Source organism: Sorangium sp. KYC3313, assembly GCF_052075895.1.
Lineage (GTDB): Bacteria > Myxococcota_A > Polyangia > Polyangiales > Polyangiaceae > Sorangium > Sorangium cellulosum_B.
In genome coordinates this window covers 5230190-5252357 of the sequence record NZ_CP197255.1, presented here as the reverse complement: position 1 = coordinate 5252357, position 22168 = coordinate 5230190, and the positions used below count along the sequence as shown (strand labels likewise).

Below are 22168 nucleotides of genomic sequence, written 5' to 3'. Positions count from 1 at the left end.
CCGCCATCCAGGCACCGGCGACGCCGGAAGCTGCGCGGAACGAACGGAGGAGGGCAGGGCAACGCATGACCCAGGGTTTAGTTGTTTACATAGCGCCGTACCCGGGAAGCAAGCACGCTGTTCGGATGCCGGCGAAGAAATGCCGCGGCGCGCTGCGAGGCAGCGTCGGAGCGGCCGCTCTTCGCGAGCGCGTCGATCCGCAGGACCTCGGCCTCGAGGCTCAGCCGCCCGCGCGGATGCGCCCTGGAGTAGGCGTCCAGGAGCGCGAGCGCGCCTCGCGCGTTCCCGCTCGCGAGCATCGTGCGCGCCGCGTCCAGCGCGCCGAGCTCCGCCTCCAGGGCGCGCATACCGGACGGCTTCGGATCGAGCTTCGTGGCCGCAACGCTGCTGCCAGCCGCAGGCGCCGGAGCCATCGTCTCCTCCGCGAGCGCCTCCACCGGCGCTGGCGCCGAGGCAGGCGCCTGCGCCGCCGTCTGTGCGACCGGGTCGGCGAGCGCGGGGCCGAAGAGGTGCGCCGCGGCGACGTCCGGCGCGTCTTGCCCGCGCCAGGCGAGGTAGCCCGCCGGGATGCCGGCGAGCATACCCATCGTCGAGAGCGCGACGAGGATCTTGGTCCAGCCGAGCTTCATGGCGAGCGACGAGGACGTAGCGGACACCCCTGCCGCGGAGAGCGCCGCAGGCGCCGCCACGCTGGCCGACAGGGCGGCGGCGCCGGCGAGCCCCAGCGCGGCCAGCGTCTTCGCGCGCGTCTCCGGTGACGTGGGATACGACGCGCCTGCGCTCAGCAGCGCGCGTTCGAGCGGGTTGTCGCTCTCCTCCAGTAGGCGACGTGGTTCCATCATCGTCTCACCTCGCTCGTCGAAACGAGCTCCAGCGCGCGGACGCGCTCACGAAAATCGGCCCTGGCCCTTCGCAGCCGAGAGGCCACGGTGCCCTGCGGGATCCCCAGCACGCCGGCGATCTCCACCATGCTCATCTCCTCGAACTCGTACAGCACGAACACGGTCCGCAGATCGGACTCCATCTGGTCGAGGACCTGATCGAGCATCTGGCGCGCGTGTTTCTGGCTGGTGAGCTGCTCGGGTGTCGCAGCGTCCACAACCTCCGGCGGCTCGGCCGCGGGGAACTCCCGCCGGCGCGCGGCGCTGCGGCGCGCGTGGGCGGCTACGTGAAGCGCGGTCTGGAGAAGAAAGCTCTTCTCTGCGCCCGGCCGGACGTCGTCCAGCCGCTGCGCGGCGGCGATGAAGGTGCGCTGCACCGCGTCGTCGATCTCGGCAGCAGGGGTCCCCGCGTTGCGGAGCACCCGCCCGATGAAGTCAAGATGAGCGTCCACCATCCGTCGCAGGCGCGCGTCCCGCTGCTTCACGTTGGCCGCCGATGGAGCCACGCTCGCCGGCTCGCTGTCAGGCAAAGCAGGCGATGTCATGACGTCGGCAACCATACTCACCGCGAGGCGAGACATGAGACCAGTGGAGAACGGACTCTACCGGGAAGCAATGGGAGACAGCCAGAGCGGAACATTGTCCTCGGGTCGGGGGGAGCGACGTGCCTGCGGCCCAGCTTCCGGATGCCGTCCATGGGTCATAATTCCCAGCGCGAGTCGGAGTGATCACAGAATCCTGGCTTAGAAGTTGTGCACGATTCCAACGCCAACGAGCGGCGACATCACCGGAGTCTCGCCGACGGTTTCTGCCGACCACCCCATGGTGAACCGCCGGTGAACGAGCGGCACGAGGACGCCGGCCTCGAGCTCGAGGGCGGTGCCCCCGCCGAGGAGCGCAGCGGCGCGCGCGAAGCCTCCCGCGCTCCACCACGATCGCACGACGGACTCCGGGTTCGAGATACCTCGTCCCGCCGCCGCGAGCCAGCCGCCGGCGGCGACGACGCACGGCTCTGCGCTGACGATAGGACCGAGCTGCCAGCGCACCGGGCACGCGGAGAGGGCCGCGGCCGCCCACTGGATGAGGACGCTGTCGCCGCCCGACAGCAGGTCGTTCCGCGCGTACATCAGCGAGAGGCCGAACGAAGGGCTCAACGGGCCCTCGATGTGCGGGGTCACCCGGGCGCCGAAGGCTGCGCCCAGGCTCGCATGAGGTGCGATGACCTGGGTCACCACCACGTGCGCGCCGAGCGCGAACTTGAGCGAAGGCGCCTCTCGCGGGGCGGGCGGCGGCGCAGGGGGGACAGCGGGCGGCGGCGGCGCAGGGGGAGCGAGGGGCGCGGTCACCTCGACCACCTCGTCGAGCGAGAGCGCCGCGGTGAGCGAGAGCGCCTGGACCACGACGTCGCACGATGTGGCATCGACGATCCGCGTGTCGGTCTCGCCGCCTGCGTGAACGACGCGCAGCTCGCCGTGGACCCCAGCCCCGCCGCGGCTCAGCCGGACGCGGACACCCCAGCCGTCCTCTCCGTCCGCCGCGAGGCGCACGCGGTCCGACCGGGCACGGAGGCCCTCGTAGAACTGGTCGGCGGTCGAGCAGTCCGCCGGGGCATCGAAGTCGATGCGAATGGGGATCGGCGCCGGCGCCGCGGTGGCCGAGGACCAGCCGAGGACGACGAGCTCGATGAGCGAGATGCCGTCACCGGAAGCCACGGGCCCGAAGGTGCCACGAACCGTTCGTGAACCGCCAGATGGTCATGCACCCAGCAGATGTGCAGCGTGCAAAAATCCAGGGGGAGGGACGGGGCGACGCGGCGCGGCGGCGGCGCGCACACATGGGCGTTGTGAGCTACCTCATCGCGCGAACGTGAGGTCGCGCTCACGCTCCTCGGAGGCGAGCGAGCACCTCGCGCAGCGATCCGAGCTCCGCGTCCGCGCCGGTGAAGTCCGACGGCGCCGTGAGCGGCGACGGGACGACCCAGCACGTCAGGCCCGCGGCCTTGGCCGACCGGAGCCCGCGCTCGGAGTCCTCGATCACGAGGACATCGCGCGCCGCGAGCCCCAGCCGCTCGCAGCCGATCCGGTACGGCTCGGGATCCGGCTTGGCGCGCGCGTACTGATCCCGCGTGAGCGCGAACTCGAACCACCGCAGGAGGCCCGTCGCCGCGTGCGCCCGGTGGAACGGCTCGGGCTTGCTGCTCGTGACGATCGCCATGCGAAAGCGCGCGGCGAGCTCCGCGACGACCTCTCGCGCGCCCGGCAACAGCGTGTCTCCGCCCGCGACGAGCTCGAGGTAGCGGCGATCCCGCTCGTCGGCCAGCCGCCGCACGCCCGCCTCGTCGACCCCGCGAGCGCTGGCGAGGTGCCAGGCGCCGCGCGCCTCGACGAGGAACAGCTGGCGATAGTCGTCGAGGGTGAGATCGACGCCGACCGACGCAATCGTCTCGCGCGTCGCCTGGAAGTAAAGGCCCTCGGTGTCGACGAGGACTCCATCGTTGTCCCAGAGGATGGCCTTGAACACGCGGCGCCTTCGTAGCGCCGCCCCTCGATGCCGGCAAGCGAGCCCGGCGGCAGCGGGGGCGCCACGCCCCGGCCCCTCCCCGATCGGAAGGACGCGCGCACGCGAGCGCCAGGCCGGCGCGATTCACGTCTCGGACGCCCGCAGTGGCCACGCATCCGCCGGAACCAGCAAGGGCCCGAGCCAACACATCGACGGTTTCCCTGCGCCCTGCCTGCCGTTGTTGGGAGAGGCAGCCCAGAGACAAACCGACAGGGCGGCGAGACGAGGCGAGACGAAGCGAGACGAGACCAGACGAGACGTGGAGAAGCCGAGACATAAGCGCTCGCGAAAGACAAAGTTCGTGACTGCGCCGCCGGAGATGGTGCTAGCCTCGGTCAAGGCGGATAATACAAACACATCCACCGAGGCGGTGCTCCCATGGGTGACAAATCTCCGAAGGCCAAAGAGCGACAGAAGAAGCAGGACACGGCGGAGAAGAACCAGAAGAAGGCAGCCGCGACCGCCAAGGCGTCGCCTGCTCCGGCCGCGCCCGCGAAGAAGGGCAAGTAGCCGGACCGAGCGGGGACGCGCTCGGCGCGGCTCACACCCCGCTTCGACGAAGCTCCCCACTCACCTCTCCCGTGGCTCGGCACGCGCGTCGCTCGGCGCCGGGCCACGGACGAGCCTGATTTCTTCCACCGCAGCATCTTCCTGGCGCGGCGGCCTCGCGCTAGAGAGGGCCGAGCCGTGCGACCCACCCCGCTCCATGCCGTCGCGCCGCCGCTCGCCGCGCTCGTGATCCTGCTGGCGCTCTGGGAGGCGCTCGCCCGGGCGCTCAGCGTCCCTGCCTACCTCCTGCCGCCCCCTTCGGACGTGGCGCGGGCGGGCGCGATGAACGCCGCCACCCTGCTCGCCGGCGCCGTCACGACGGCGAAGGCCGCGCTCGCGGGCTTCTTCCTCAGCGCCGCGGTCGGCGTGCTCGCCGCCGTCGCGCTCGCCTCGTCGCGCCCGCTCGAGAGGGCGCTCTATCCCTATACCGTCTTCCTGCAGACCGTCCCGATCGTCGCCATCGCCCCGCTGCTCGTGCTCTGGTGCGGCCCCGGCCTGCGCGCGGTCGCGGTCTCGGCGTTCATCGTCTCCGTGTTCCCAGTCATCGCGAACACGCTCGCGGGCCTGCGCTCCGTCGAGCCCGCGCTGCGGGATCTCTTCCGGCTCTACGGCGCCGGCCGCTTCGCCACGCTCCGCAAGCTCGAGCTGCCCTCGGCGCTCCCCCACCTCGTGACGGGGCTCCGGATCGCGGCGGGCCTCGCCGTCATCGGCGCGATCGTCGGCGAGTTCGTCGCCGGCTTCTCGGAGGACGCCGCCGGCCTGGGCATCCTGGTCCTCTCCGCCTACCGCCAGCTGCGCACGGATCTGCTCTTCGCCGCCGTGCTGCTCGCCTCCGGGCTCGGCCTCGCGCTGTTCGGCGCCGTCGACCTCGCCGGCAGGCGGCTCTTGCGGCGCTGGCATCCTTCGGAGATCAATCGCTGATGCACTTCCCCGACAGCCGCCGGTTGTTCCTGCGACGCCTCGCCTCCCTCGCCGCCGTCCCCCTCCTCGCCCCCGCCTGCTCGCGCTCGCAGGCGCCGGAAGGCGACGGGCGCGCCTCGTCCGCGTCCCCGCAAGGGAGCGCGCCGGCCGCGCCTTCGCAGAGCGCGCCGGCCGCGCCCGCCCCCAACGCGCCGGCCGCGAAGGTGAAGCTCGCCCTCAACTGGGTCCCGGAGCCCGAGTTCGGCGGGTTCTACGCCGCGCGCGAGTCGGGCGCGTTCGCCAAGGAGGGGCTCGATGTCGAGATCCTCGGCGGCGGCGCCGGCGTGCCGGTCGTCCAGATGGTGGCCGGCGGGCAGGTGGATTTCGGCATCTCCGGCGCCGACGAGGTGCTCACCGCCCGCGCCCGCGGCGCGGACGTGCTCCCCCTCTTCGCCGTGTTCCAGACCTCGCCGCAGGCCATCATGACCCACGAGAGCCGCGGCGCGAAGAGCATCGCCGACATCCTCAAATCGGGCACGCTCGCGATCGAGCCGGGGCTGCCTTACGCCGCGTACCTCAAGAAGAAGTACGGGTTCGACAAGGTGAAGGTCGTGCCGTACGACGGCGGCGTCGCCCGCTTCGTCGCCGACAAGGACTTCTCCCAGCAGTGCTTCATCACCGCCGAGCCGATCGCGGCCAAGCGCAAGGGGAGCGATCCCGCCGCGTTCCTGGTGGCCAGCGAGGGGTTCAACCCGTACGTCGTGGTCGTGATCACGCGCGCAGCCCTCTGGAAGGAGAACCCGGAGCGCGTCCGCGCGTTCGTCCGCGCGACGCGCGAGGGCTGGCGCACATACCTCCAGGATCCGGCGCGGTCCAACGAGATCATGGCCAAGCTCAACACCTCGATGGACGCGGAGACCTTCGTCGCCGCGGCCGAGGCGCAGCGGCCGCTCATCGAGACCACCGAGACCAAGGAGAAGGGCCTCGGCGTCATGACCAGCGAGCGCTGGGAGACGCTCGCGAAGCAGCTCGTGGACCTCGGCGTGCTCGAGAAGGCGCCGCCGATCGACGAGGTGCTCGTCGCGGCGCGCTGATCGGCGCGACGGGCGCGCGGCGCGACAGGCGCGGCGTGCGGCGAGAGCTCTCGGCGCGCGACTTCGTCTAGAATGTCGCAGGCCGCCGCGCCTGATGGCGCAGCCGCGCCTCAACGCAAGGGAAGAACGCCCTCCATGGCTTCCACGCATCGACCTCGGGCCAGCCGGCTCCCGTTCGCCTCGCTGCCCCTCGCGGCGGCGTACGTGCCTGCCGCCGCCGCCGTCGCCATCGCCTTTGCCGCGTGCGGCGACGAGTTCACGGCGCGCCCGCCCGACGCGTCGACGAGCTCGAGCACCGGCGGCGGCAGCGGCGGGAGCGGCGGGAGCGGCGGCGGGTGCCCTGGAGGCGGGATGGTCTGCGGCGACGCATGCGTCGACCCGATGACGGACGCGCAGCACTGCGGCGCGTGCGACGTCGCCTGCCCGACCTTCGGCGGCGAGCCGACCTGCCAGGACGGGGTCTGCCAGTCGCCGGCGTGCGAGGAGAACCGCGGCAACTGCGACAAGGACCCCGAGAACGCCTGCGAGGAGGACCTCCTCACGAGCACCGCGCACTGCGGCAGGTGCGACAAGCCCTGCGGCGGCCAGTGCGTGCGGGGCGCCTGCCTCGCGCCCACGCACATCGCGGCCGGCACGGATTACACGTGCGCGGTGCTCAGCGACGGCTCGGTCTGGTGCTGGGGCAGGAACACCTGGGGCAACCTCGGCGACGGGACGCTGCAGCAGGATCGACGGGTCCCGAGGCCGGTCATGGGCCTCAGCGGCGCCACCAGGGTCGCGGCGAGCATCTCGTCGGGGCGCGCGCACACCTGCGCGGTGCTGACCGACGGCTCGGTCTGGTGCTGGGGCGCGGGCAACAGCGGACAGCTCGGCGACGGCGAGGCGACGAACTCCCCTTCCCCCGTGCGCGCCAGGGAGCTCGCGGGCGCGACCCAGGTCGCCGTCGGCGGGACCCACACCTGCGCGGTGACGGCGTCGCACGAGCTCTATTGCTGGGGCGAGGGCAGCTCCGGCCAGCTGGGCTACGGCGACGAGGTCGATCGGGTCGAGCCCACCGTGATGCTGGACGGCGTGGACTCGGTGAGCGCCGGCCTCTCGCACACCTGCGCGGGCATGATAGAGCGGCTGGGCGAGCGCACGATGAACTGCTGGGGCTACAACGAGAGCGGCCAGCTCGGCCTCGGCAACTTCAACCAGCAGAACACCCCGCAGCCCGTCGCGGGCCTCACCAGCGTCGCGCTCACGGCCGCGGGCGCCTTGCACACGTGCGCCGCGCCGGCGCGCGGCGTGGCCTCCTGCTGGGGCAAGGGAGAGCAGTTCCGCCTCGGGACTGGCGTCGTGACCCCCGAGGCGAATCCCCGGAAGATCCCGAACCTCGTGGACGTGACCCGGATCTCGCTCGGCGCGAGGCACTCCGGCGCGGTGCTGGCGGGCGGCGAGGTGTTCCTGTGGGGCGACAACGCGAAGGGGCAGCTCGGCAACGGCACGCAGGATCCGGCGCTCGTTCCGGAGTCGATCGGGCTGACCGACGTGGTCGAGCTGGCCCTCGGCGATGACCACAGCTGCGCGCTGAAGCGCACGGGCGAGATGCTCTGCTGGGGTGACAACAGGAACGGCGAGCTGGGCGACGGGACCGTCGAGCCCCGACTCGTGCCGACGCGCGTCGCCTGGCCGACGCAGCCCTAGCGCGACGCCTCGACCGCGGGGACCGCCGCGCGCCGGAGGATGCCTTCGCGAACACTCGGCAGCATTCACCAACACGCCACCAGGACACGTTCTCCGCCCGTTGCACACATTCGTCGCCACGTGCACTGCGCAACGAGCGTGGACTGGCGTGGACTGGCATGGACTGGCATGGACTGACGTGGACTGAAGTGAACCGACGTGGACTGACGTGAACTGAAGTGAACCAACGTGAACCGACGTGAACCGACGTGGACTGACGTGACCGCGCTGTGCAGCCAGGGCGCAAGCACGCAACCACGCGGACACACATGGGAAACATGACGCGGGCGGCACGGGCGGCGCGCGCGGCGCGTCACCGAACAGCCGGGCAGCGGCCTCCCTGATATTTCATGAACCGAAGAATTTCGACTCGACAGCCAATCAGCTCAACCGCATATACTCCAGCTATCATGGCCGCATCGTCAGCCTGACGAAGCCAGGCACTTTGCACTTTGTCTTCTCGACGCGGCCTATTCCGACAACTCCGGTCCCGCAACCAGGGACCCATGGAGGGAACATGCCGCATTCCGTCACGTCAAAATCATCGCACTCCAACGGAAAATGGTTGGCTTGCGGAGCGCTGGCGCTCCTCTCCGCGGTGTCGCCGCTGATCCCGGGTCCGGCGCTGGCGCAGGGGGGATGCTACGGCGAGATCAAGACGTTCGCGACGGCTCCGGCGGCTCCGGGGTTCCCCGAAGGCATCGCGGTCCATGGGAATCGGGTCTACGTCTCCGGCCCAGCGACGTTCGGCACCGCAGGTCAAGGCCCGTCGACCATCTCCGTATTCGACAGGGACAGCAAAGTCCTCAAGAGCACGATCCAGGTGGCGGGCGAGGCGCTCGCCGAAGAGCATGCGCTGAGCTGCATCGCCGTCGACGACGACGGCCGGGTCTACGCGCTCAGCACGCAGCTCGGCCTTCTGCGCTTCAGGAAGACTGGACATGGATATGTTCAGGAGAGCTACGGCGCTCCGCTGCCGGATCTGCCGGCGTGCGTGATGGCCGCGCCTGGAGAGGCGTGCTCGCCGACGCCCTTCCCGACGCCGCCGCTGCCGAACGACATCGCCTTCGACGAGGAGGGTTACGCCTATGTGACCGACTCGCTGCAGGCGACGATCTTCCGCTACCCGCCCGGGGGCGGCGCGCCGGAGATCTGGTTCCAGAGCGCCGCCCTCGTCGGCAGCGGCGACCTGCCGATCGGCGTGAACGGGATCCGGCTCGATCCGGAGCGGGAGCACGTCTATTTCTCGGTGTCGTTCTCCCCGTCGGACACGAGCCTGGGGTCCATCTACCGGCTCCCCCTCGTCGAAGCCCCCGAAGAGGCCGATCTGGAGCTGGTCCACGACTACGATGCTGGCGAGGCGCCCGACGGGTTCGCGTTCGGCAAGTCGGGGAAGCTCTATGTCACGCTCGCGGCGGCCAACGCGATCTCGGTGCTCGACGAGCACGGGGTCGAGGTATCGCGCATCGAGAGCGCACCAGGGGAGGAGATGCCCCTCGACGCCCCCGCCAACGTGGCGTTCAACGACCCGGCGCAGATGCTGCTCATCGTGAATCACGCGAGCTTCACCGGGAACGCCGCGCACTTCGGGGTGCTGAGGGTCTGGGTCGGCGACAAGGCCGATCCGCTCGAGAAGCCGTCGTTCCCTTGAGACGAGACCAGGGCTCCGGCCGGCGCCCTCGCCTCAGGCGAGGCCCCCGCGCCGGCGCACGATCCAGTGCGCGCCGAGCGCCGCGGCCGCCGCCAGCGTCCAGGCCCAGGGGGGCAGGAGCGGCGCGACGTGGCGCTCGGTCGCCACCTGCGTCGCCGCAGGCAGCGACAGCGAGCCGGCGCCCGACGGGAGCACCGACGCGCCGCCCGTCGCGCGGGCGATCGCCTCCAGGCGGGCGACGTCGGGGCGGGGATCGGCCCACTCGTCGCCGCCGCGCTCGCACGCGAAGTCGCGCCGCGTCGCCGCCCGCTTCTGGTCGCCTCCGTCGCCGGCGGCGCCTTCCGGGACGATCTCCACCGTGGCCGAATACCCCCCGGGCTCGAGGCGACCGGCGGCGAGCTCGACCGGCTCGCCGCCCTCGCCGATCGGCGCGGTCAGCGTCTTCACGACCGCGCCGCTGCCGAGGCGCGCGATGGTCACCCTGGCCTCGCCGCGCTGCCCGGCGAGGGGGCGCAGCACGAGCGCCGTCTCCTCGCCCGCGAGGCATCCGCCGCGCGGCTCGATCGCGGCAGGCTCGAAGCGCGGATCGCGCATGAGCCAGCCGAGCAGGGCGTCCCAGAACGCGCCGTGCGCGCGGCCCGCGGAGCTCGAGGCGAACGCGCTGAAGAGCAGGCGGTGGCTGCCGTCGAGCGTCAGCGCGATCGTCCGGCCGCTCTCGTGCTCGCCCAGCGAGAGCACCGGCATCGGCGCGCCCGAGGCCGTCGTGCGGGTCGGGTGCGTCATCAGCACCGTCGCCCCGGGGAGCGGATCGCCGACGACGTTGGTCCCCGGCATCTCCGGCATCTCGTCGCCGATCAGCGCGAGCAGCGGCGCGAGCACCGGCGCCGCGCGGCCCGCGGCGGTGATGCGCGGCACGAAGGCGCCGAGATCCACCTTGGGCGCGCGGCCGATGTCGAGATCCACCGGCAGGACGCGGGCGAGCCGCGTGCGCGCATAGTTGCCCGACACGAAGGCGTTCGGGCCGCCCACCATGATGAGCCCGCCGCCCTTGTCGACATACTGGGCCAGCGCCGGGAGGTGCTTGGTCAGGCCGTACGGCGCGGCGTCGAAGTCCTGCAGGACGACCGCGTCGAAGCTCGAGAGGTGGACGCTGAAGAGCTCGTCGACGGGGAACGGGATCAGCGCGAGCTCGTCCGACGACGCGTTCACCTCGTCGCCGGGCGTGCGCAGGATGAAGAAGGCCACGACGTCGACCGAGGCGTCGGCCTTGAGCCACATTCGCAGCGCGCGCACGTCGTACGTCGGCCGGCCCGCCACGTGGAGCACCCGGATGCGATCGCGCGCGACGTCGAGCGTGACGTACCGGACGTCGTTCTCGGGGAGTTCGTCGCCGTCCGGCGCCTTGATCGACACCTCGAGGATGCGGGTGCCGGCGCGGTCGAGCGTCACGCCGAGCTCGACCGTGCCGACGCCGCCCTCGACGTGCGCCGTGCCCGTGGCGAGCGTCGTGGGCGCGCCCTGCTCGCGCAGCTCGCGGGCCACGACAGGGACGGCGTCGCACGCGAGGCCGCCGCTGCAGCCGATGTCGATGCGGAGCGAGAGCGGCTGGTGGGCGACCGCGGCGCCGGAGGTCCGGACCGCGCGCACGCCGGCGTCGCGCACGGACTCGGTCGCCACCGCGACCGTGTGCACCGGGACGTCGAGCCCCTCCAGCGCGGCCCGCGTCGCCGCGGCGGTGTCGTCGGGGCCCGGGCGGTCGAGCCGGCCATCGGAGACGACGACGAACGCCGACGGCCGCTCGTCGGCGGCGCGGGCGAGCGCCTCGAGCGCGGCGCTGAGATCCGAGCGGCGCTGCGGCCGGCCTCGCGCGGGCGCCGCGGGCGCCGCGGCCGACCCGGAGGCGACGGCCGGCGCCCCCGCGTCCCTGTCGGGCACCGGCGCGGCGCCAGCGCTCCCGCCCGGCGCCGGCGCGGCGCCGTCGCCTTCGCCTGCCTGCCCGTCGGCAGGCAGCGGCGCTCCTTCGCCGAACACGTAACGGGAGAGCCGGACGTCGGCGCGCTTCCCGAGCTCCTCGATCGCGCGATCGGCGCTGTCGCGGCGGGTCCCCGCGACGCCCGGCAGGTCCATGGATCGGGAGCCGTCGACCAGCACCACGACCTTGGGGCCGACGAGGCTCCCGCGCGACGTGACCGCGACAGGGCGGAGGATGGCGGCGAGCAGGCCGAGCACGGCGAGCGCGCCCGTGAGCGCCGTGCCGAGCGCCGCGCGCGCGGGCGCGGCGCCCACCGCCCCGGCGGCGCGGCCGCGCGCACGGACGAGCTCGAGCACGAGCAGGCCGAAGCTCAGGGCCGCGACGACGCAGGCGACGGCGACGACCGGCGACGAGAGATCGCCCGAGGGCGCGAAGCTCCGGGTCACGGCCGCTCCGGGAACAAGAGAAGCGCGGGAAGCGCGCGAGAAGAGGGAGTCCCGCTCGCGGCGCCGGCGTGGGAGAGCGACAGCGCGGGCAGCGAGTCGAGGGCGCGTGGCACGCGCGGAGCCTAGTACATCGGGGCGGAGTGTCCCAGCCCGGCGCCGTTGCTGCGACCTCTCGGGCAACCTCGAACAGCGGTGAGCCACCTTGAAACGCCGGGTACGCCGCGCGTAGGCTCGCCCCCTGGTGACGATGCGCGAAGAGCTGGACGAGGCCGGGCGGCTCAGGGCAGAGAACACAGCGCTCCGCGCGCGCGTCGAGGCGCTGGAGAAGGCGCTGGCGGAGCGCTCCAACGGTCACGCACGGAGCGCGGCCGCGCCGGAAGCCACGGCAGACGTGGAGGCCCTCGACGCGCTCGAGGGGCTGCCCACGGCGGTGCCGGCGGTGATCCAGTGGCGCCTGGACGGCGCGGTGACGTGCTGGAACGACAGCGCCGAGCACCTCCTCGGCTGGAGCGCGAGCGAGGCCGTCGGCCGCCGGCTGGCCGACCTCGTGGGCGCGGTCCCCGTGTCCCCCGCCGCGGCGCGGGCGTTCGACTTCGCCCGGGAGGAGAGCCGTTTCGCCACGACCACGAGCGAGTGCAGGACGAAGGGAGGTCAGGCGCTCCTCTGCCGATGGACCTACGCCGTGCTGCGCGACGGCCGAGGCGACGCGCACGAGATCGCGGCGCTCGTCGATGACACCAGCGACCGGCAGCGGAGAGAGAAGACGGTGCAGGGGCGATACCAGCTGCTCCTGCAGCTGGTGGACAACGCGCGCAGCTCCATCTTCGTCAAGGACACCGCGGGGCGCTACGTCCTGGCCAACCGCATGCACGCGCAGACGATGCAGAAGCACGTCCTCGAGCTCATCGGCCGGGATGAGTTCGAGCTGGGCGCCCTGGACCCCGCGGCCACCGCGATGATCGTGGCGAAGGAGCGAGAGGTGCTCACCGGCGGGCAGGTCATGCAGTTCGAGGAGATGGTGCCGATAGAAGGCGCTCAACACCATTTCTTCACGGTCAAATTCCCGATCCACGACGAGCGCGGGACGCCGATCGGCATGGGCGGCATCGTGACCGATATCACGTCGCTGAAGCGCGCGGAGGCGGAGCGGGCCGCGCTGCAGGAGGAGATCATCTTCGCGCAGCAGGCCGCCCTCCGGGAGCTGTCCACGCCGCTCATCCCGCTCGCCGATCGGGTGGTCGCGATGCCGCTCGTCGGGGCGATCGACAGCGGGCGCGCGGAGCAGATCATGGAGACGTTGCTCTCCGGCATCAGCAGCCAGGGCGCCCACACGGCGATCCTGGACATCACCGGCGTGCGCGCCGTCGACACGCACGTCGCGGACGCGCTGACGCGCACCGCGCGCGCCGCCCAGCTGCTCGGCACCCGCGTGGTGCTCACCGGCGTCCGCCCGGAGGTGGCGCAGACGCTCGTCACGCTCGGCGTGGATCTCTCCGGGATCACCACGTTGAGCACGCTGCAGAGCGGCATCGCGCACGCCCTCCGCCACGGCAGACGGTAGCTGAGCGCGGCCAGACACCAGAGCTCCTGGCCGCTCAGCCCTCCTCCGTGAGGTACCGGAGGAGCGCGGCCTCGTCGCTCGTGATCAGCCGCTCGATGCCGTCATCCCTCGCGAAGCGCTGGATCTGGAGCGCGCCGACGACGCTCTGCACGAGCACGCCGACCCGCCGGAAGCCACGCAGCCAGTGCGGCCGGAGGCGCTTCATCGTCGCCTCGAACGACGGGTCGTTCCTGCCGGGGACGGCGCGGACGTCGACGAAGAGGGCGTGATGGGAGCGGCCCAGCCGGTCGAGGACGCGGATGAGCTCTCCCATCACGGCCTCGATCTCCTCCAGCGAGGTGAACGGCCTGGAGCTGCGCACGGTCCAGACGACGCGCAGGGACGCGTCGAACAGCACCGTGAAGTGGTCGTCCTGCCAGACCAGCTTCGGCGCAGCGGCGTGGCGACCCGACGTCATCGCGCCTCACGGCCGCGCAGGCGCGGAGCGGGGTCGGTTGTCGTCGACGGCGCGGCGGCGCATCAGGAACGGCGCGTGCACCTGGTCGTCCTTGTAGTTCGAGCAGAGCACGTACATCGCGATGTTCACGGCCAGGCGGAACGCGCGCTCCCGCTGCGCCTCGCCCCCGGGCGTGACCTCGACGCTCGGCCCCCCGCCCTCCGAGCGCGCCAGGGCGCCGGCGAGGTCGTGATCGGAGAAGATCACCTGCGGCATGCCGCCGCGCACGATCGCGGAGAGCTTCGGCGGGCCCTCGACGCGGCCGACGGCGCGCGGGAGGAGATAGAAGGAGCGGAAGACGACGTTCTCCGTGCCGATCGGGATGGGAGAGCCCTCCGGCAGGACGCGGGCGAGCTCGCGCCGCGCGGCGCGGCCGAACGCGCCGCTGCCCGGGGCGAAGTCGTCGACGAGGAGCACGCCGCCGAGCGCGAGGAAGCGGCGCAGGCCGAAGACCTCGCGCTCGGTGAGCGGCGGGAGGTCGCCCTCGCCGCCCCAGAGCGCGAACGGCTCGGCGAGCAGCGCCGGGTCGTCGGCGCGGACCGTGGTCGGGTTGCGGCGCGCCGGCGCGCTCGTCCGCCGCTCCAGCTCGAACGACCAGCGCGCGGGGGCGGTGGCGCGCACCCCCTCCCATCGCGCGTCGCCCGTCAGCAGCGGCCGCGGGTTCCACGCCCCCTCCTCGCCGAAGGCGCGCACGGGGCGCGGCACCGCGAGGAGGAGCAGCGCGGAGACAACCACCAGCGCCAGGACCGCGAGGCGCCGCGGCCGGGCCGAGGCGGCGAGGCGCGAGGGCGGCAGCGCCGCCTCACCGCCCAGGCCGCGCGGCCGGCGAGCGCCGAGCCGGCCGAGCCATCGTCTCAATCGAAGTCCTCGACCCGCCATACGCCCGCCTCGCGCCGGAGCTTCACCTCGTGCCCACCCGGGATCTGCACCGTCGCGGAGTCGCCGGCAATCCGGACCTCGAGTCCCTCGGGCTGAGCGAGCCCCTCGACGAGCGAGCGGAGGTCGCTCTCGATGGCGGCGCGCGTGGCCGGCGTGAGGACGCGCAGCAGGCCGGCGTAGCTGCGGCGCGCGAGGACGCGGCGGAGCTGCTCGAGGGCCTGCTCGGGGGTGCGGCCGCCCGCGGGCAGCGCGTCGGCGGCCGAGATCCGGAAGGCGCGCTCGCGCTCGTCGAGCTCGAGGGTCGCGATCTCGCCGTCCGGGTAGCGGACGCGGGCGCGGGTCTTGACCACGACCCCGGGCGCCGTGACGCTCCGCGCCTGCTCCGCGAGCTCGGCGCGCGCCTCGGCGACGCGCCGCCGCACCTCGTCGCGCGACATCGCGATGCGGCTCTTGTCGCTCAGCATGCCGTAGATGGCGTCGGCGTCGCCGCGCGCCGCCGCGTCGGCGTAGACCTGCACCGCCTCCTTCGGATCGGGGAGCGAGGACGACGCGCAGGCGAGGCCGGACAGCGGCAAGAGCGACAGGAGAGACAGCGGCAGCCGCGGCGGCAGCGACGATCGGAGCGATCGCGGCAAGAAAAGCGCGAACAGCGAGGTGAGGGCGCGCGGCACGGGACGAGCCTAGTACATCGGCGGCGGCGCGTCCCAGCGCCATGGACGAGCGCGGCGGCCGCCGTGAGGCGCCCGGCCGTGGTAAGCCGGCTCCTCCCGCGCCTCGCCTTCCCGCTCCACGACCCGAACGAAGCCGCCGCCGCATGACCGACGTTGTTGGAAAGCTCTGGGGGTTCTGCCACACGCTCCGCCACGACGGCATCGACCACGGGGACTACATCGAGCAGATCACCTACCTGCTCTTCCTGAAGATGGCCGCCGAGCGAGGCATCGATCTCTCGCGCGTCGAGCACAGGACGCCCCGCGGCGAGGTCGACGCGACAGACTGCTCCTGGCCCGCGCTGCGCGCGCGCACCGGGCAAGCGCTGCTCGACCGCTACGCCGACGTCCTCCGATCCCTCGACGGAGCCCCCGGCGTCCTCGGGGAGATCTACGCGGGCTCGCAGCCGCGCTTCAAGAGCCCGGCGAGCCTCGGGAAGCTCGTCGACCTCATCGACGAGCTCGAGTGGACGCGCCTCGGCGTGGACATCCAGGCCGCGGCGTACGAGGGCCTCCTGGAGAAGGCCGCCGCCGAGGGCAAGAAGGGCGCGGGGCAGTACTTCACGCCCCGCGCCCTGATCCAGTCGATCGTGCGGTGCATCAGGCCCGATCCGCAGGGGAAGCCGGGCTTCGCCCTCTGCGACCCGGCGTGCGGCACCGGCGGCTTCCTCGTCGCCGCGTGGGAGTGGATCGAGGCCGAGGCGCGGGGAGCGCTCGACCGGGAGGCGGCGCGCCGGATCAAGGCCGGGGCGTTCTTCGGCCAGGAGCTCGTCGCGCGCCCCCGCCGGCTCGCCCTGATGAACCTGGTCCTCCACGGGATCGAGCCGAGGATCACCCTCGGCGACTCGATCGACGCCCCGCCGCCGGACGAGCGGTTCGACGTGATCCTGACGAACCCGCCGTTCGGCACGAAGGGGGCCTACGAGACGCCGCGCCGCGAGGATTTCTCGATCGCGACCGCGAACAAGCAGCTCAACTTCATCCAGCACGTGCTGACGATCCTGAGGCCCGGCGGCCGGGCGGCGATGGTCCTGCCGGACCATTGCCTGTTCGCCGACCAGGCAGGCGCGGTGCTGGAGATCCTCGCCAGGGGCTGCGACCTGCACACGGTGCTCCGCCTGCCGCACGGGACCTTCACGCCGTACAGCGCCGGGGTGAAGGCCAACGTCGTCTTCTTCTCGAAGGGCCGCGCGACGGAGAGGGTCTGGATCTACGACGCCCGGACGGGCGTCCCGTCGATCACCAAGAAGGGCCGGCCGCTCTCCCCGGCGCACTTCGCGGAGTTCGAGCGGTGCTACGGCGGCGACCCCGACGGGCGCGGCGCGCGCGAGGCGGCGAGCTCCAGCGAGGGTCGGTTCCGCAGCTTCGAGCTCCGCGAGGTGAAGGAGCGAGAGTTCAAGCTCGACGGGCTGAGGTGGCTCAAGGAGGAGTCGCTCGACGAGGCCGGCGAGCCGCCCGAGCCGGAGGAGCTGGCGACCGAAGCCCTCCAGGAGCTGACGGAGGCGGTCGCCGCGCTGAACCGCGTGCTCGCGCTGCTCCAGGGCGGGGCGGCGGAGGCGTGAGCGGGCCGCTGCCCGAGGGGTGGGCCGAGACGACGCTCGCGTCGATCTGCTCGCACCGGAGCGGGAGCTCGAGGCTCATCAAGGGGAAGCTCCACGCCGAGCAACGGCCAGGGCGCTACCAGGGGTTCAGCGCCGCCGGCCCCGACGTGTGGTGCGACGGCTGGGAGCACGAGGGCGAGGCGATCGTGGTCTCCGCCGTGGGGACGCGGTGCGGGAAGGCGTTCAAGGCGCGCGGGCGGTGGTCGGCGATCGCGAACACCCATGTGGTCTGGCCGGACGAGCGGGCCATCGACGTCGGTTACCTGTTCCTCCACCTCAACGACGAGGGGTTCTGGGTGAAGGGCGGCTCCGCGCAGCCGTTCGTGAAGGTGCGCGAGACGTTCGAGCGGCCCTTCGCGCTGCCTCCCCTCCCCGAGCAGCGCCGCATCGTCGCGAAGGCGGAGGCCCTGCTCGGCGAGGTGGACGCGGCGAAGGCCCGGCTGGCGAGGTCGTCGCTGCTCCTCCGGCGGCTCCGGCAGGCCGTGCTGGGGGCGGCGTGCTCGGGGAGGCTCACCGAGGACCTGCGCGCGCCGGGCGCCGCCGTGCCGGCCGCGGGACGGGCGGAGCCCCCGCCGCGCTGCTCGACGTCGGCGCCGGCCGCCCCCGGGGCGAGCAGCGACGGTCCGGAGCGTCCCCTGCCGCCGTCCTGGGTCCGCTGCCCTTTCGGCGCCCTGGTGGACAACCACGATGGCCGACGCGTCCCCGTGAGCTCCGCGGTTCGAGCGAGGCGCCAGGGGCCGTATCCGTATTACGGCGCGTCGGGGGTCATCGACTCGATCGATGGCTACCTGTTCGACGGGGATTACCTGCTGATCGCCGAGGACGGCGCGAACCTCCTGTCGAGGAACACCCGGGTGGCGTTCGCCGCGAGCGGGAGGTTCTGGGTGAACAACCATGCTCATGTGGTCCAGCCGAAGGCCGGCGTGGTCCTCGGGTACCTCGAGCTGCTCCTGAACTCGCTCGACCTGCAGCACCACGTGACCGGCTCGGCCCAGCCGAAGCTCACGCAGGCGGCGCTCAACGGCATCCCCGTGCCGGTGCCGCCGGCGGAGGAGCAGGCGGAGATCGCGCGCCGGACACAGGCGCTCTTCGCGCTCGCCAGCGAGGTCGAGGAGCGCGTGGCCCGCGCCGCGGCCCGGGCCGACAGGCTCCCGCACACGATCCTCGCCAGGGCGTTCTCCGGAGAGCTCGTGCCCACCGAGGCGGCGCTGGCCCGCGCGGAGGGGCGGGGCTACGAGCCGGCGGAGGCGCTGCTGCGCCGCGTCCGGGGGATGGGGTGAGCGGCTAGCTCTCGGTTTGCTCAGCTTGCTCGGCATCGATGTTCATCGATCAGGCCGCGTCCGGATCGCGGGCGGGCCCGGCGCTCACGCGCGCAGACCACGCCAGGACGCCGGGCCTGCCGCGATGAACGCCTCTCTCAGGAGCTTGCCAGCTTCCCCGGCTTCATCCCGAACACCCACGACGCGGGGATCGTCGTGCTCGACGAACCGGCTTCGCTCCCCACAGATTTTCCGAGCCTGGCTGCCCCCGGCACGCTGGATCAGCTCGCGACGCGGCCGCCGCGACGGTGGAGGAAGACGACCGAATCTCGGTCGCGCCGATCCCGGCCGGCTGACTCGAGCTGCGGTCGGGTGAGGGCGAGAGCCGGCGGCCTGCCTCGCAGGGAACCTGCCAGAGATTGCAGGCCTTCCGAGTCGGCCACGAGTCCCCGCGAACGAAGGTCGAGCTAGGGCAAATCCCTGATCTCCGACGTGCACGAGCCCTCGTCGCAGCGCGCCGCGACCGCCTGCTCGCTCTCTCTCTCGAGCCGACGGCCGTCCTCCGCGAGCGACGGCTGCGACGGGCAATCGCACAGCGGCGAGCCGGCGAGGCACGCCGCCTCGGCGGCCTCGAACGCTTCCTCGTCGTCCGCGTCCACGCCGACGAACAGGACGTCTCCGCAGCAGGTCGTGACGTGCGGCAACACGACGCAGTCGCTCGCCTGTTCGCAGGCCTTGCTGAACGCCGGAAAGCTCGACTCGCGGCACGTCAGGCCATGGCTGCTCCCGCCCCCGGAGCCGCCGGCCCCGCCGCTCGCGGCGCTGCCGCCGCCGCCCCCGGAGCCGCCAGCGCCAGCGCTCGCGGCGCTGCCGCCCCCGCCCCCGGAGCCGCCGGCTCCGCCGCTCGCGGCGCTGCCGCCGCCGCCTCCGGAGCCGCCAGCGCCGGCGCTGCCGCTCGCACCCGCTCCGCTGGTGCTGGTGGATTCCGCGCTCGCGGGTCCATGGTCATCTTCGCCGCACGCCGCGCCGCCCAGCATCGCCCACCCAATGAAGGAACCACGAGCCAACCAGAGAAAGCACTTGTGTGTCATGGCCGCCGTGTCCAGCACGGGACATGCCCGCTCCGGCACGGGAGAAACACGCTGGTATTCTGTGCCATGGCGAGCCACGACGTGGCAGCGCACGGCAAGGCGATCAGGCCGAGTTCGGGGGCGGCGGTCATGCGCGCCGTCGTCCATGATCATGCGATATCTGCGACTGTAACAGACTTGACGAGCACGCGTGTCGTGCGTGCATCGAGCCACGACCCCAGGTCGAACCAGCCGCACGGTCACTTGACGCCGGAGGTGTAAGCGAGTGATGCTCCGGCGCCATGGCGGGCTCGAAGCGTGTGAACGCGTCCCTGGCGATGGCGCTGATCGGGCTTGCGGCGGCCGGCGGGTGTACCGCGCTGGCGGGGCTGGACGAAAGCTACCATCTGGTGGGCGGAGGCGGCGGGACCGGCGGTGGCTCGACGGGAGGCGGGACCGGCGGCGGCTCGACGGGAGGCGAGGCCGGCGGCGGCGCGGGCGGCAGCTCGACGGGTGGCGAGGCGGGCGCTGGCGCGGGCGGCGAGGTCGGCGCCGCGGGCGGAGCCGGTGGCAGCGCCGAGTGCGCGACCTGCTCGTTGCCACCTTACGACACCGACGATCCGGCGGACCTGTGCGAGGCGTCGGCCGAGATTTACGAGGTGCTCATGGACTGTCTCTGCGTTGCCTGCGGCCTGGTGGAGGACTTGCCCTGCTATGGCGCGTGCGGCGCCGGCGAGGCGCGGAGCGCCGAGTGCAACGACTGCCTCGCCTCTGTGGCCGCCGAGGTGGAGGGCGAGTGTGCGCCGGAGGTCGCCGCGTGCGAGTTCGATACGGGCGAGTGATCTCGGCCCCCCTGTATCAGCGCTCGCTCAGCAGGGCGTGAACATCTCGGCGCCGAGATACGTATTCGTGAACTGGCTGTCGACCGGGTTGCCGAGATAGTCGTAGCGCTGCACGTTCACCTGGGTGTCCGAGCCGACGCCGGTCCAGTACGACACCTTGCAAACCTGGGCGCGGCGGCGGGACTGTCGCCTGGCAGAGGACAAGGGCCTGCCAGGAACGACCCCGGCGCGCGCGCTCGTCATCGCGGCGCCGCCCAGATGCTGCAGCAATGGAAGCGCTCCCGGCCCGAGGCGCGCGATCTGGGCCCCGCTTTCGTGCCCACATCGAGGATGTACACGGCGTCCGCGTCCACGGCGAGCCTGGCGGGGTGCCTGTGCTGGGCGCCGAGGATGCGCAGCGCGCGCTGCTCCCCGCTCCGGCGGACGACGAGCGACGAGCTCCAGTCGTCCTCGCGCCGAGCGTATCACCTCATGGCTTGTGGCGCGGCGACCGCGCGGGCATGAAGCCCGTTCATGCCCCTTCGAGAGCTCCTCCCCATCGTCCTCCTCGGCGCGGGAATCGCGCTCGGGGCGGGGAGCGCGGCCTGCGCCGCGCGACAAGGCTCGACCGGCGCGAGCTCGTCGAGCGCCGCCGCGCAACCGGCGCGGCCAGGCGCACCGGCGAGCGCCTCCGCAACGGCGCCGGCGCAACCGGTGGCGAGCGACCCGGCCGCGCCCGGGGGAGCCGCGCCCGAGCCGCCGCCCCCGTCGGCCGAGCAGATCGCGCGCCTCCCGCCGGGCGCCGCGATCTACGCCTCGCTTCGCAACAGCGCCCTCGAGATTGCCGTCCAGTACGTGCCCCAGATCGCCGAGGTCCTGATCGAGGCGAACCGCGCGCTCGGCAGCCAGGATCCGCCGGACGTGACGCTCGCGAAGGCCGGCGTCGATCCGCGAAGGCCGATCCTGGGCGCCGTGGTGCCCGCGTCCGAGAAGAGCGCGCGCGCGGTCGTCGACGCCATGGCCAAGGGGGCCTCGGGCAAGGCGCTCGAGAAGGTCGTCCGCGAGCACGCGGCGGACGTGACGCGGGTGCGGCTCCTCGTTCCGCTCGTGAGCGGGGCGGACCCGCGGCGCGCCCTGGCGGGCGTGGTGGACGTCCTCGCGGGCGGCGCCCCGCTGGACGCGTGCCCGGGGGCAGCGCGCTGCGCCGGCTTCGGCGCCCGGGCGCCGCTCGGCGTGGCGCAGGGCGGGATCGCCGCCGTCGCGATCTACGCGGACGGCGACGACCTCCGGCTCGACGTCGTGATGCCGCTCTTCGGGTCCGGCGGCGATCCGGCCGCCCTGAAGGAGCTCGTCGCGTTCAGCGAGGAGGTCGGGGGCCCGGAGGGCCGGTGCTCCAGGTTCGACGCGAGCCCCGTGGTGTCGGTGTGCCTCGATCCCGAGCGGATGGGCGAGCTGGGCGCGACGGACGGCTACGGCAAGATCGCGAGGGCGCTCTCCGGAGGCTCGGTCGATCCGAGGGTGCTCCCGGGGATCGCTGCCCAGGGCTTCGCCGAGGCCCGGCAGAACCTCTGGCTCGCCGCGCCGGCGCGCAGGCTCGCCGGCGACGGCACCCTCGGGGTCACCGTGCAGGGCAAGCGGGGCCGCTTCGTCGCGTCGTGGGCCCTGACGGACGCCTCGCGCGCCGGCGTCGAGAGGGCGTTCGCCGCCGAGCGATGCGCCGCCGGCGACGCGGCGGTCACGGAGCTCTTGCCGGCGCTCCGCGCGGCGGTCGGCGATCCGGGGAAGGGCTTCGACGACCCGAAGAAGGTCGTCACCGCGTTCGAGGAGGCGGGCTGGTCTGCCTACCTGATCGCCGCCGCCGGCACATGGCCAAACCTGCTCGGCGTGATCGCACGTGCGCTCGAGCAGGGCCCCGGGACCGACCCCGACTACCATGTGTGCGCCCGATACGAAGACGGGCGGCTCGTCCTCGTGTCCGAGATCCGGAGATGACA

20 protein-coding genes are annotated in these 22168 nt (G+C 72.9%); 10 read left to right on the top strand and 10 right to left on the bottom strand.

The window, feature by feature from the left end; translation table 11 throughout:
- Positions 1–77 precede the first annotated feature (77 nt).
- The 4 genes from ACSRUE_RS20675 to ACSRUE_RS20660 all read right to left on the bottom strand — a co-directional run bounded on the left by ACSRUE_RS20675 (position 78) and on the right by ACSRUE_RS20660 (position 3401).
- On the bottom strand, positions 78–842 hold the full coding sequence (locus ACSRUE_RS20675) for a hypothetical protein (protein ID WP_441292476.1): 765 nt from the start codon (positions 840–842) through the stop codon (positions 78–80).
- Positions 839–1426: an RNA polymerase sigma factor gene (locus ACSRUE_RS20670; RefSeq protein ID WP_437542422.1), complete on the bottom strand. Its 588-nt coding sequence runs from the start codon at positions 1424–1426 to the stop codon at positions 839–841. Before ACSRUE_RS20670 ends, ACSRUE_RS20675 begins: the two co-directional genes overlap by 4 nt.
- Before the next feature lie 198 nt (positions 1427–1624).
- Positions 1625–2593, bottom strand: coding sequence for a hypothetical protein (locus ACSRUE_RS20665; RefSeq protein WP_441292475.1), 969 nt, complete (start codon positions 2591–2593; stop codon positions 1625–1627).
- 166 nt (positions 2594–2759) lie between these two features.
- Positions 2760–3401 (bottom strand): HAD family hydrolase, encoded by a 642-nt coding sequence (locus tag ACSRUE_RS20660; protein WP_437765908.1) that lies wholly within the window; start codon positions 3399–3401, stop codon positions 2760–2762.
- Positions 3402–3818: 417 nt separating this feature from the next.
- Here ACSRUE_RS20660 and ACSRUE_RS20655 point away from each other — a divergent pair, with 417 nt between their 5' ends.
- The 5 genes from ACSRUE_RS20655 (at position 3819) to ACSRUE_RS20635 (ending at position 9359) form a co-directional block, all read left to right on the top strand.
- Positions 3819–3950: a hypothetical protein gene (locus ACSRUE_RS20655; RefSeq protein ID WP_269454198.1), complete on the top strand. Its 132-nt coding sequence runs from the start codon at positions 3819–3821 to the stop codon at positions 3948–3950.
- 177 nt (positions 3951–4127) lie between these two features.
- On the top strand, positions 4128–4910 hold the full coding sequence (locus ACSRUE_RS20650) for an ABC transporter permease (protein WP_441292474.1): 783 nt from the start codon (positions 4128–4130) through the stop codon (positions 4908–4910).
- Positions 4910–5983, top strand: coding sequence for an ABC transporter substrate-binding protein (locus tag ACSRUE_RS20645; protein WP_441292473.1), 1074 nt, complete (start codon positions 4910–4912; stop codon positions 5981–5983). Before ACSRUE_RS20650 ends, ACSRUE_RS20645 begins: the two co-directional genes overlap by 1 nt.
- 135 nt (positions 5984–6118) lie before the next feature.
- Positions 6119–7669: a hypothetical protein gene (locus tag ACSRUE_RS20640; RefSeq protein WP_441292472.1), complete on the top strand. Its 1551-nt coding sequence runs from the start codon at positions 6119–6121 to the stop codon at positions 7667–7669.
- Positions 7670–8273: 604 nt separating this feature from the next.
- Positions 8274–9359, top strand: a complete 1086-nt coding sequence (locus ACSRUE_RS20635; protein WP_441292471.1) for an SMP-30/gluconolactonase/LRE family protein — start codon at positions 8274–8276, stop codon at positions 9357–9359.
- 33 nt (positions 9360–9392) lie between these two features.
- Here the strand turns inward: ACSRUE_RS20635 and ACSRUE_RS20630 are convergent, their stop codons facing one another.
- A complete protein-coding gene (locus ACSRUE_RS20630; RefSeq protein ID WP_441292470.1) occupies positions 9393–11777 on the bottom strand; it encodes a glutamine amidotransferase in 2385 nt (794 codons plus the stop codon).
- A 247-nt stretch (positions 11778–12024) separates the two neighbouring features.
- Here ACSRUE_RS20630 and ACSRUE_RS20625 point away from each other — a divergent pair, with 247 nt between their 5' ends.
- On the top strand, positions 12025–13338 hold the full coding sequence (locus ACSRUE_RS20625) for a PAS domain-containing protein (protein ID WP_441293109.1): 1314 nt from the start codon (positions 12025–12027) through the stop codon (positions 13336–13338).
- A gap of 34 nt (positions 13339–13372) precedes the next feature.
- Here ACSRUE_RS20625 and ACSRUE_RS20620 read toward each other — a convergent pair whose 3' ends face one another.
- Genes ACSRUE_RS20620 through ACSRUE_RS20610 form a run of 3 tightly spaced genes read right to left on the bottom strand, consistent with a single transcriptional unit; the run spans position 13373 to position 15384 of the window.
- Entirely contained in the window at positions 13373–13795 is a 423-nt protein-coding gene (locus tag ACSRUE_RS20620; protein WP_441292469.1) for a hypothetical protein, read from the bottom strand.
- A 6-nt stretch (positions 13796–13801) separates the two neighbouring features.
- Positions 13802–14692 (bottom strand): DUF4159 domain-containing protein, encoded by an 891-nt coding sequence (locus ACSRUE_RS20615; protein ID WP_441292468.1) that lies wholly within the window; start codon positions 14690–14692, stop codon positions 13802–13804.
- Positions 14689–15384 (bottom strand): hypothetical protein, encoded by a 696-nt coding sequence (locus ACSRUE_RS20610; protein WP_441292467.1) that lies wholly within the window; start codon positions 15382–15384, stop codon positions 14689–14691. Before ACSRUE_RS20610 ends, ACSRUE_RS20615 begins: the two co-directional genes overlap by 4 nt.
- A 143-nt stretch (positions 15385–15527) precedes the next feature.
- Between ACSRUE_RS20610 and ACSRUE_RS20605 the strand changes: the two genes are divergently transcribed.
- Positions 15528–16985 (top strand): N-6 DNA methylase, encoded by a 1458-nt coding sequence (locus tag ACSRUE_RS20605; RefSeq protein WP_441292466.1) that lies wholly within the window; start codon positions 15528–15530, stop codon positions 16983–16985.
- Positions 16982–18304, top strand: a complete 1323-nt coding sequence (locus ACSRUE_RS20600) for a restriction endonuclease subunit S (protein WP_441292465.1) — start codon at positions 16982–16984, stop codon at positions 18302–18304. The genes ACSRUE_RS20605 and ACSRUE_RS20600 overlap by 4 nt, the downstream gene beginning before the upstream one ends.
- Before the next feature lie 446 nt (positions 18305–18750).
- On the opposite strand, the gene ACSRUE_RS20595 is transcribed toward ACSRUE_RS20600, so the two are convergent.
- Positions 18751–19374, bottom strand: a complete 624-nt coding sequence (locus ACSRUE_RS20595) for a hypothetical protein (RefSeq protein ID WP_441292464.1) — start codon at positions 19372–19374, stop codon at positions 18751–18753.
- Between the two features lie 281 nt (positions 19375–19655).
- Here ACSRUE_RS20595 and ACSRUE_RS20590 point away from each other — a divergent pair, with 281 nt between their 5' ends.
- Positions 19656–20195 carry a hypothetical protein gene (locus ACSRUE_RS20590; RefSeq protein WP_441292463.1) on the top strand — a complete coding sequence of 180 codons (540 nt, stop codon included), beginning with the start codon at positions 19656–19658 and terminating at the stop codon, positions 20193–20195.
- Between the two features lie 27 nt (positions 20196–20222).
- Here the strand turns inward: ACSRUE_RS20590 and ACSRUE_RS20585 are convergent, their stop codons facing one another.
- Entirely contained in the window at positions 20223–20351 is a 129-nt protein-coding gene (locus ACSRUE_RS20585) for a hypothetical protein (protein ID WP_441292462.1), read from the bottom strand.
- Between the two features lie 357 nt (positions 20352–20708).
- On the opposite strand from ACSRUE_RS20585, the gene ACSRUE_RS20580 reads away from it, so the two are divergent.
- Complete coding sequence (locus ACSRUE_RS20580; RefSeq protein ID WP_441292461.1) at positions 20709–22166, top strand: hypothetical protein; 1458 nt, start codon at positions 20709–20711, stop codon at positions 22164–22166.
- The last annotated feature ends 2 nt before the right edge of the window (positions 22167–22168 follow it).

What these genes read in the sequence shown, in the direction of transcription:
- ACSRUE_RS20595 (WP_441292464.1), bottom strand. Translation starts at nt 19,374, where the DNA reads ATGACACACAAGTGCTTTCTCTGGTTGGCTCGTGGTTCCTTCATTGGG.
- ACSRUE_RS20620 (WP_441292469.1), bottom strand. Translation starts at nt 13,795, where the DNA reads ATGACGTCGGGTCGCCACGCCGCTGCGCCGAAGCTGGTCTGGCAGGAC.
- ACSRUE_RS20625 (WP_441293109.1), top strand. Translation starts at nt 12,025, where the DNA reads ATGCGCGAAGAGCTGGACGAGGCCGGGCGGCTCAGGGCAGAGAACACA.
- ACSRUE_RS20590 (WP_441292463.1), top strand. Translation starts at nt 19,656, where the DNA reads ATGGCGGGCTCGAAGCGTGTGAACGCGTCCCTGGCGATGGCGCTGATC.
- ACSRUE_RS20645 (WP_441292473.1), top strand. Translation starts at nt 4,910, where the DNA reads ATGCACTTCCCCGACAGCCGCCGGTTGTTCCTGCGACGCCTCGCCTCC.
- ACSRUE_RS20580 (WP_441292461.1), top strand. Translation starts at nt 20,709, where the DNA reads ATGCCCCTTCGAGAGCTCCTCCCCATCGTCCTCCTCGGCGCGGGAATC.
- ACSRUE_RS20675 (WP_441292476.1), bottom strand. Translation starts at nt 842, where the DNA reads ATGATGGAACCACGTCGCCTACTGGAGGAGAGCGACAACCCGCTCGAA.
- ACSRUE_RS20655 (WP_269454198.1), top strand. Translation starts at nt 3,819, where the DNA reads ATGGGTGACAAATCTCCGAAGGCCAAAGAGCGACAGAAGAAGCAGGAC.
- ACSRUE_RS20670 (WP_437542422.1), bottom strand. Translation starts at nt 1,426, where the DNA reads ATGACATCGCCTGCTTTGCCTGACAGCGAGCCGGCGAGCGTGGCTCCA.
- ACSRUE_RS20640 (WP_441292472.1), top strand. Translation starts at nt 6,119, where the DNA reads ATGGCTTCCACGCATCGACCTCGGGCCAGCCGGCTCCCGTTCGCCTCG.
- ACSRUE_RS20605 (WP_441292466.1), top strand. Translation starts at nt 15,528, where the DNA reads ATGACCGACGTTGTTGGAAAGCTCTGGGGGTTCTGCCACACGCTCCGC.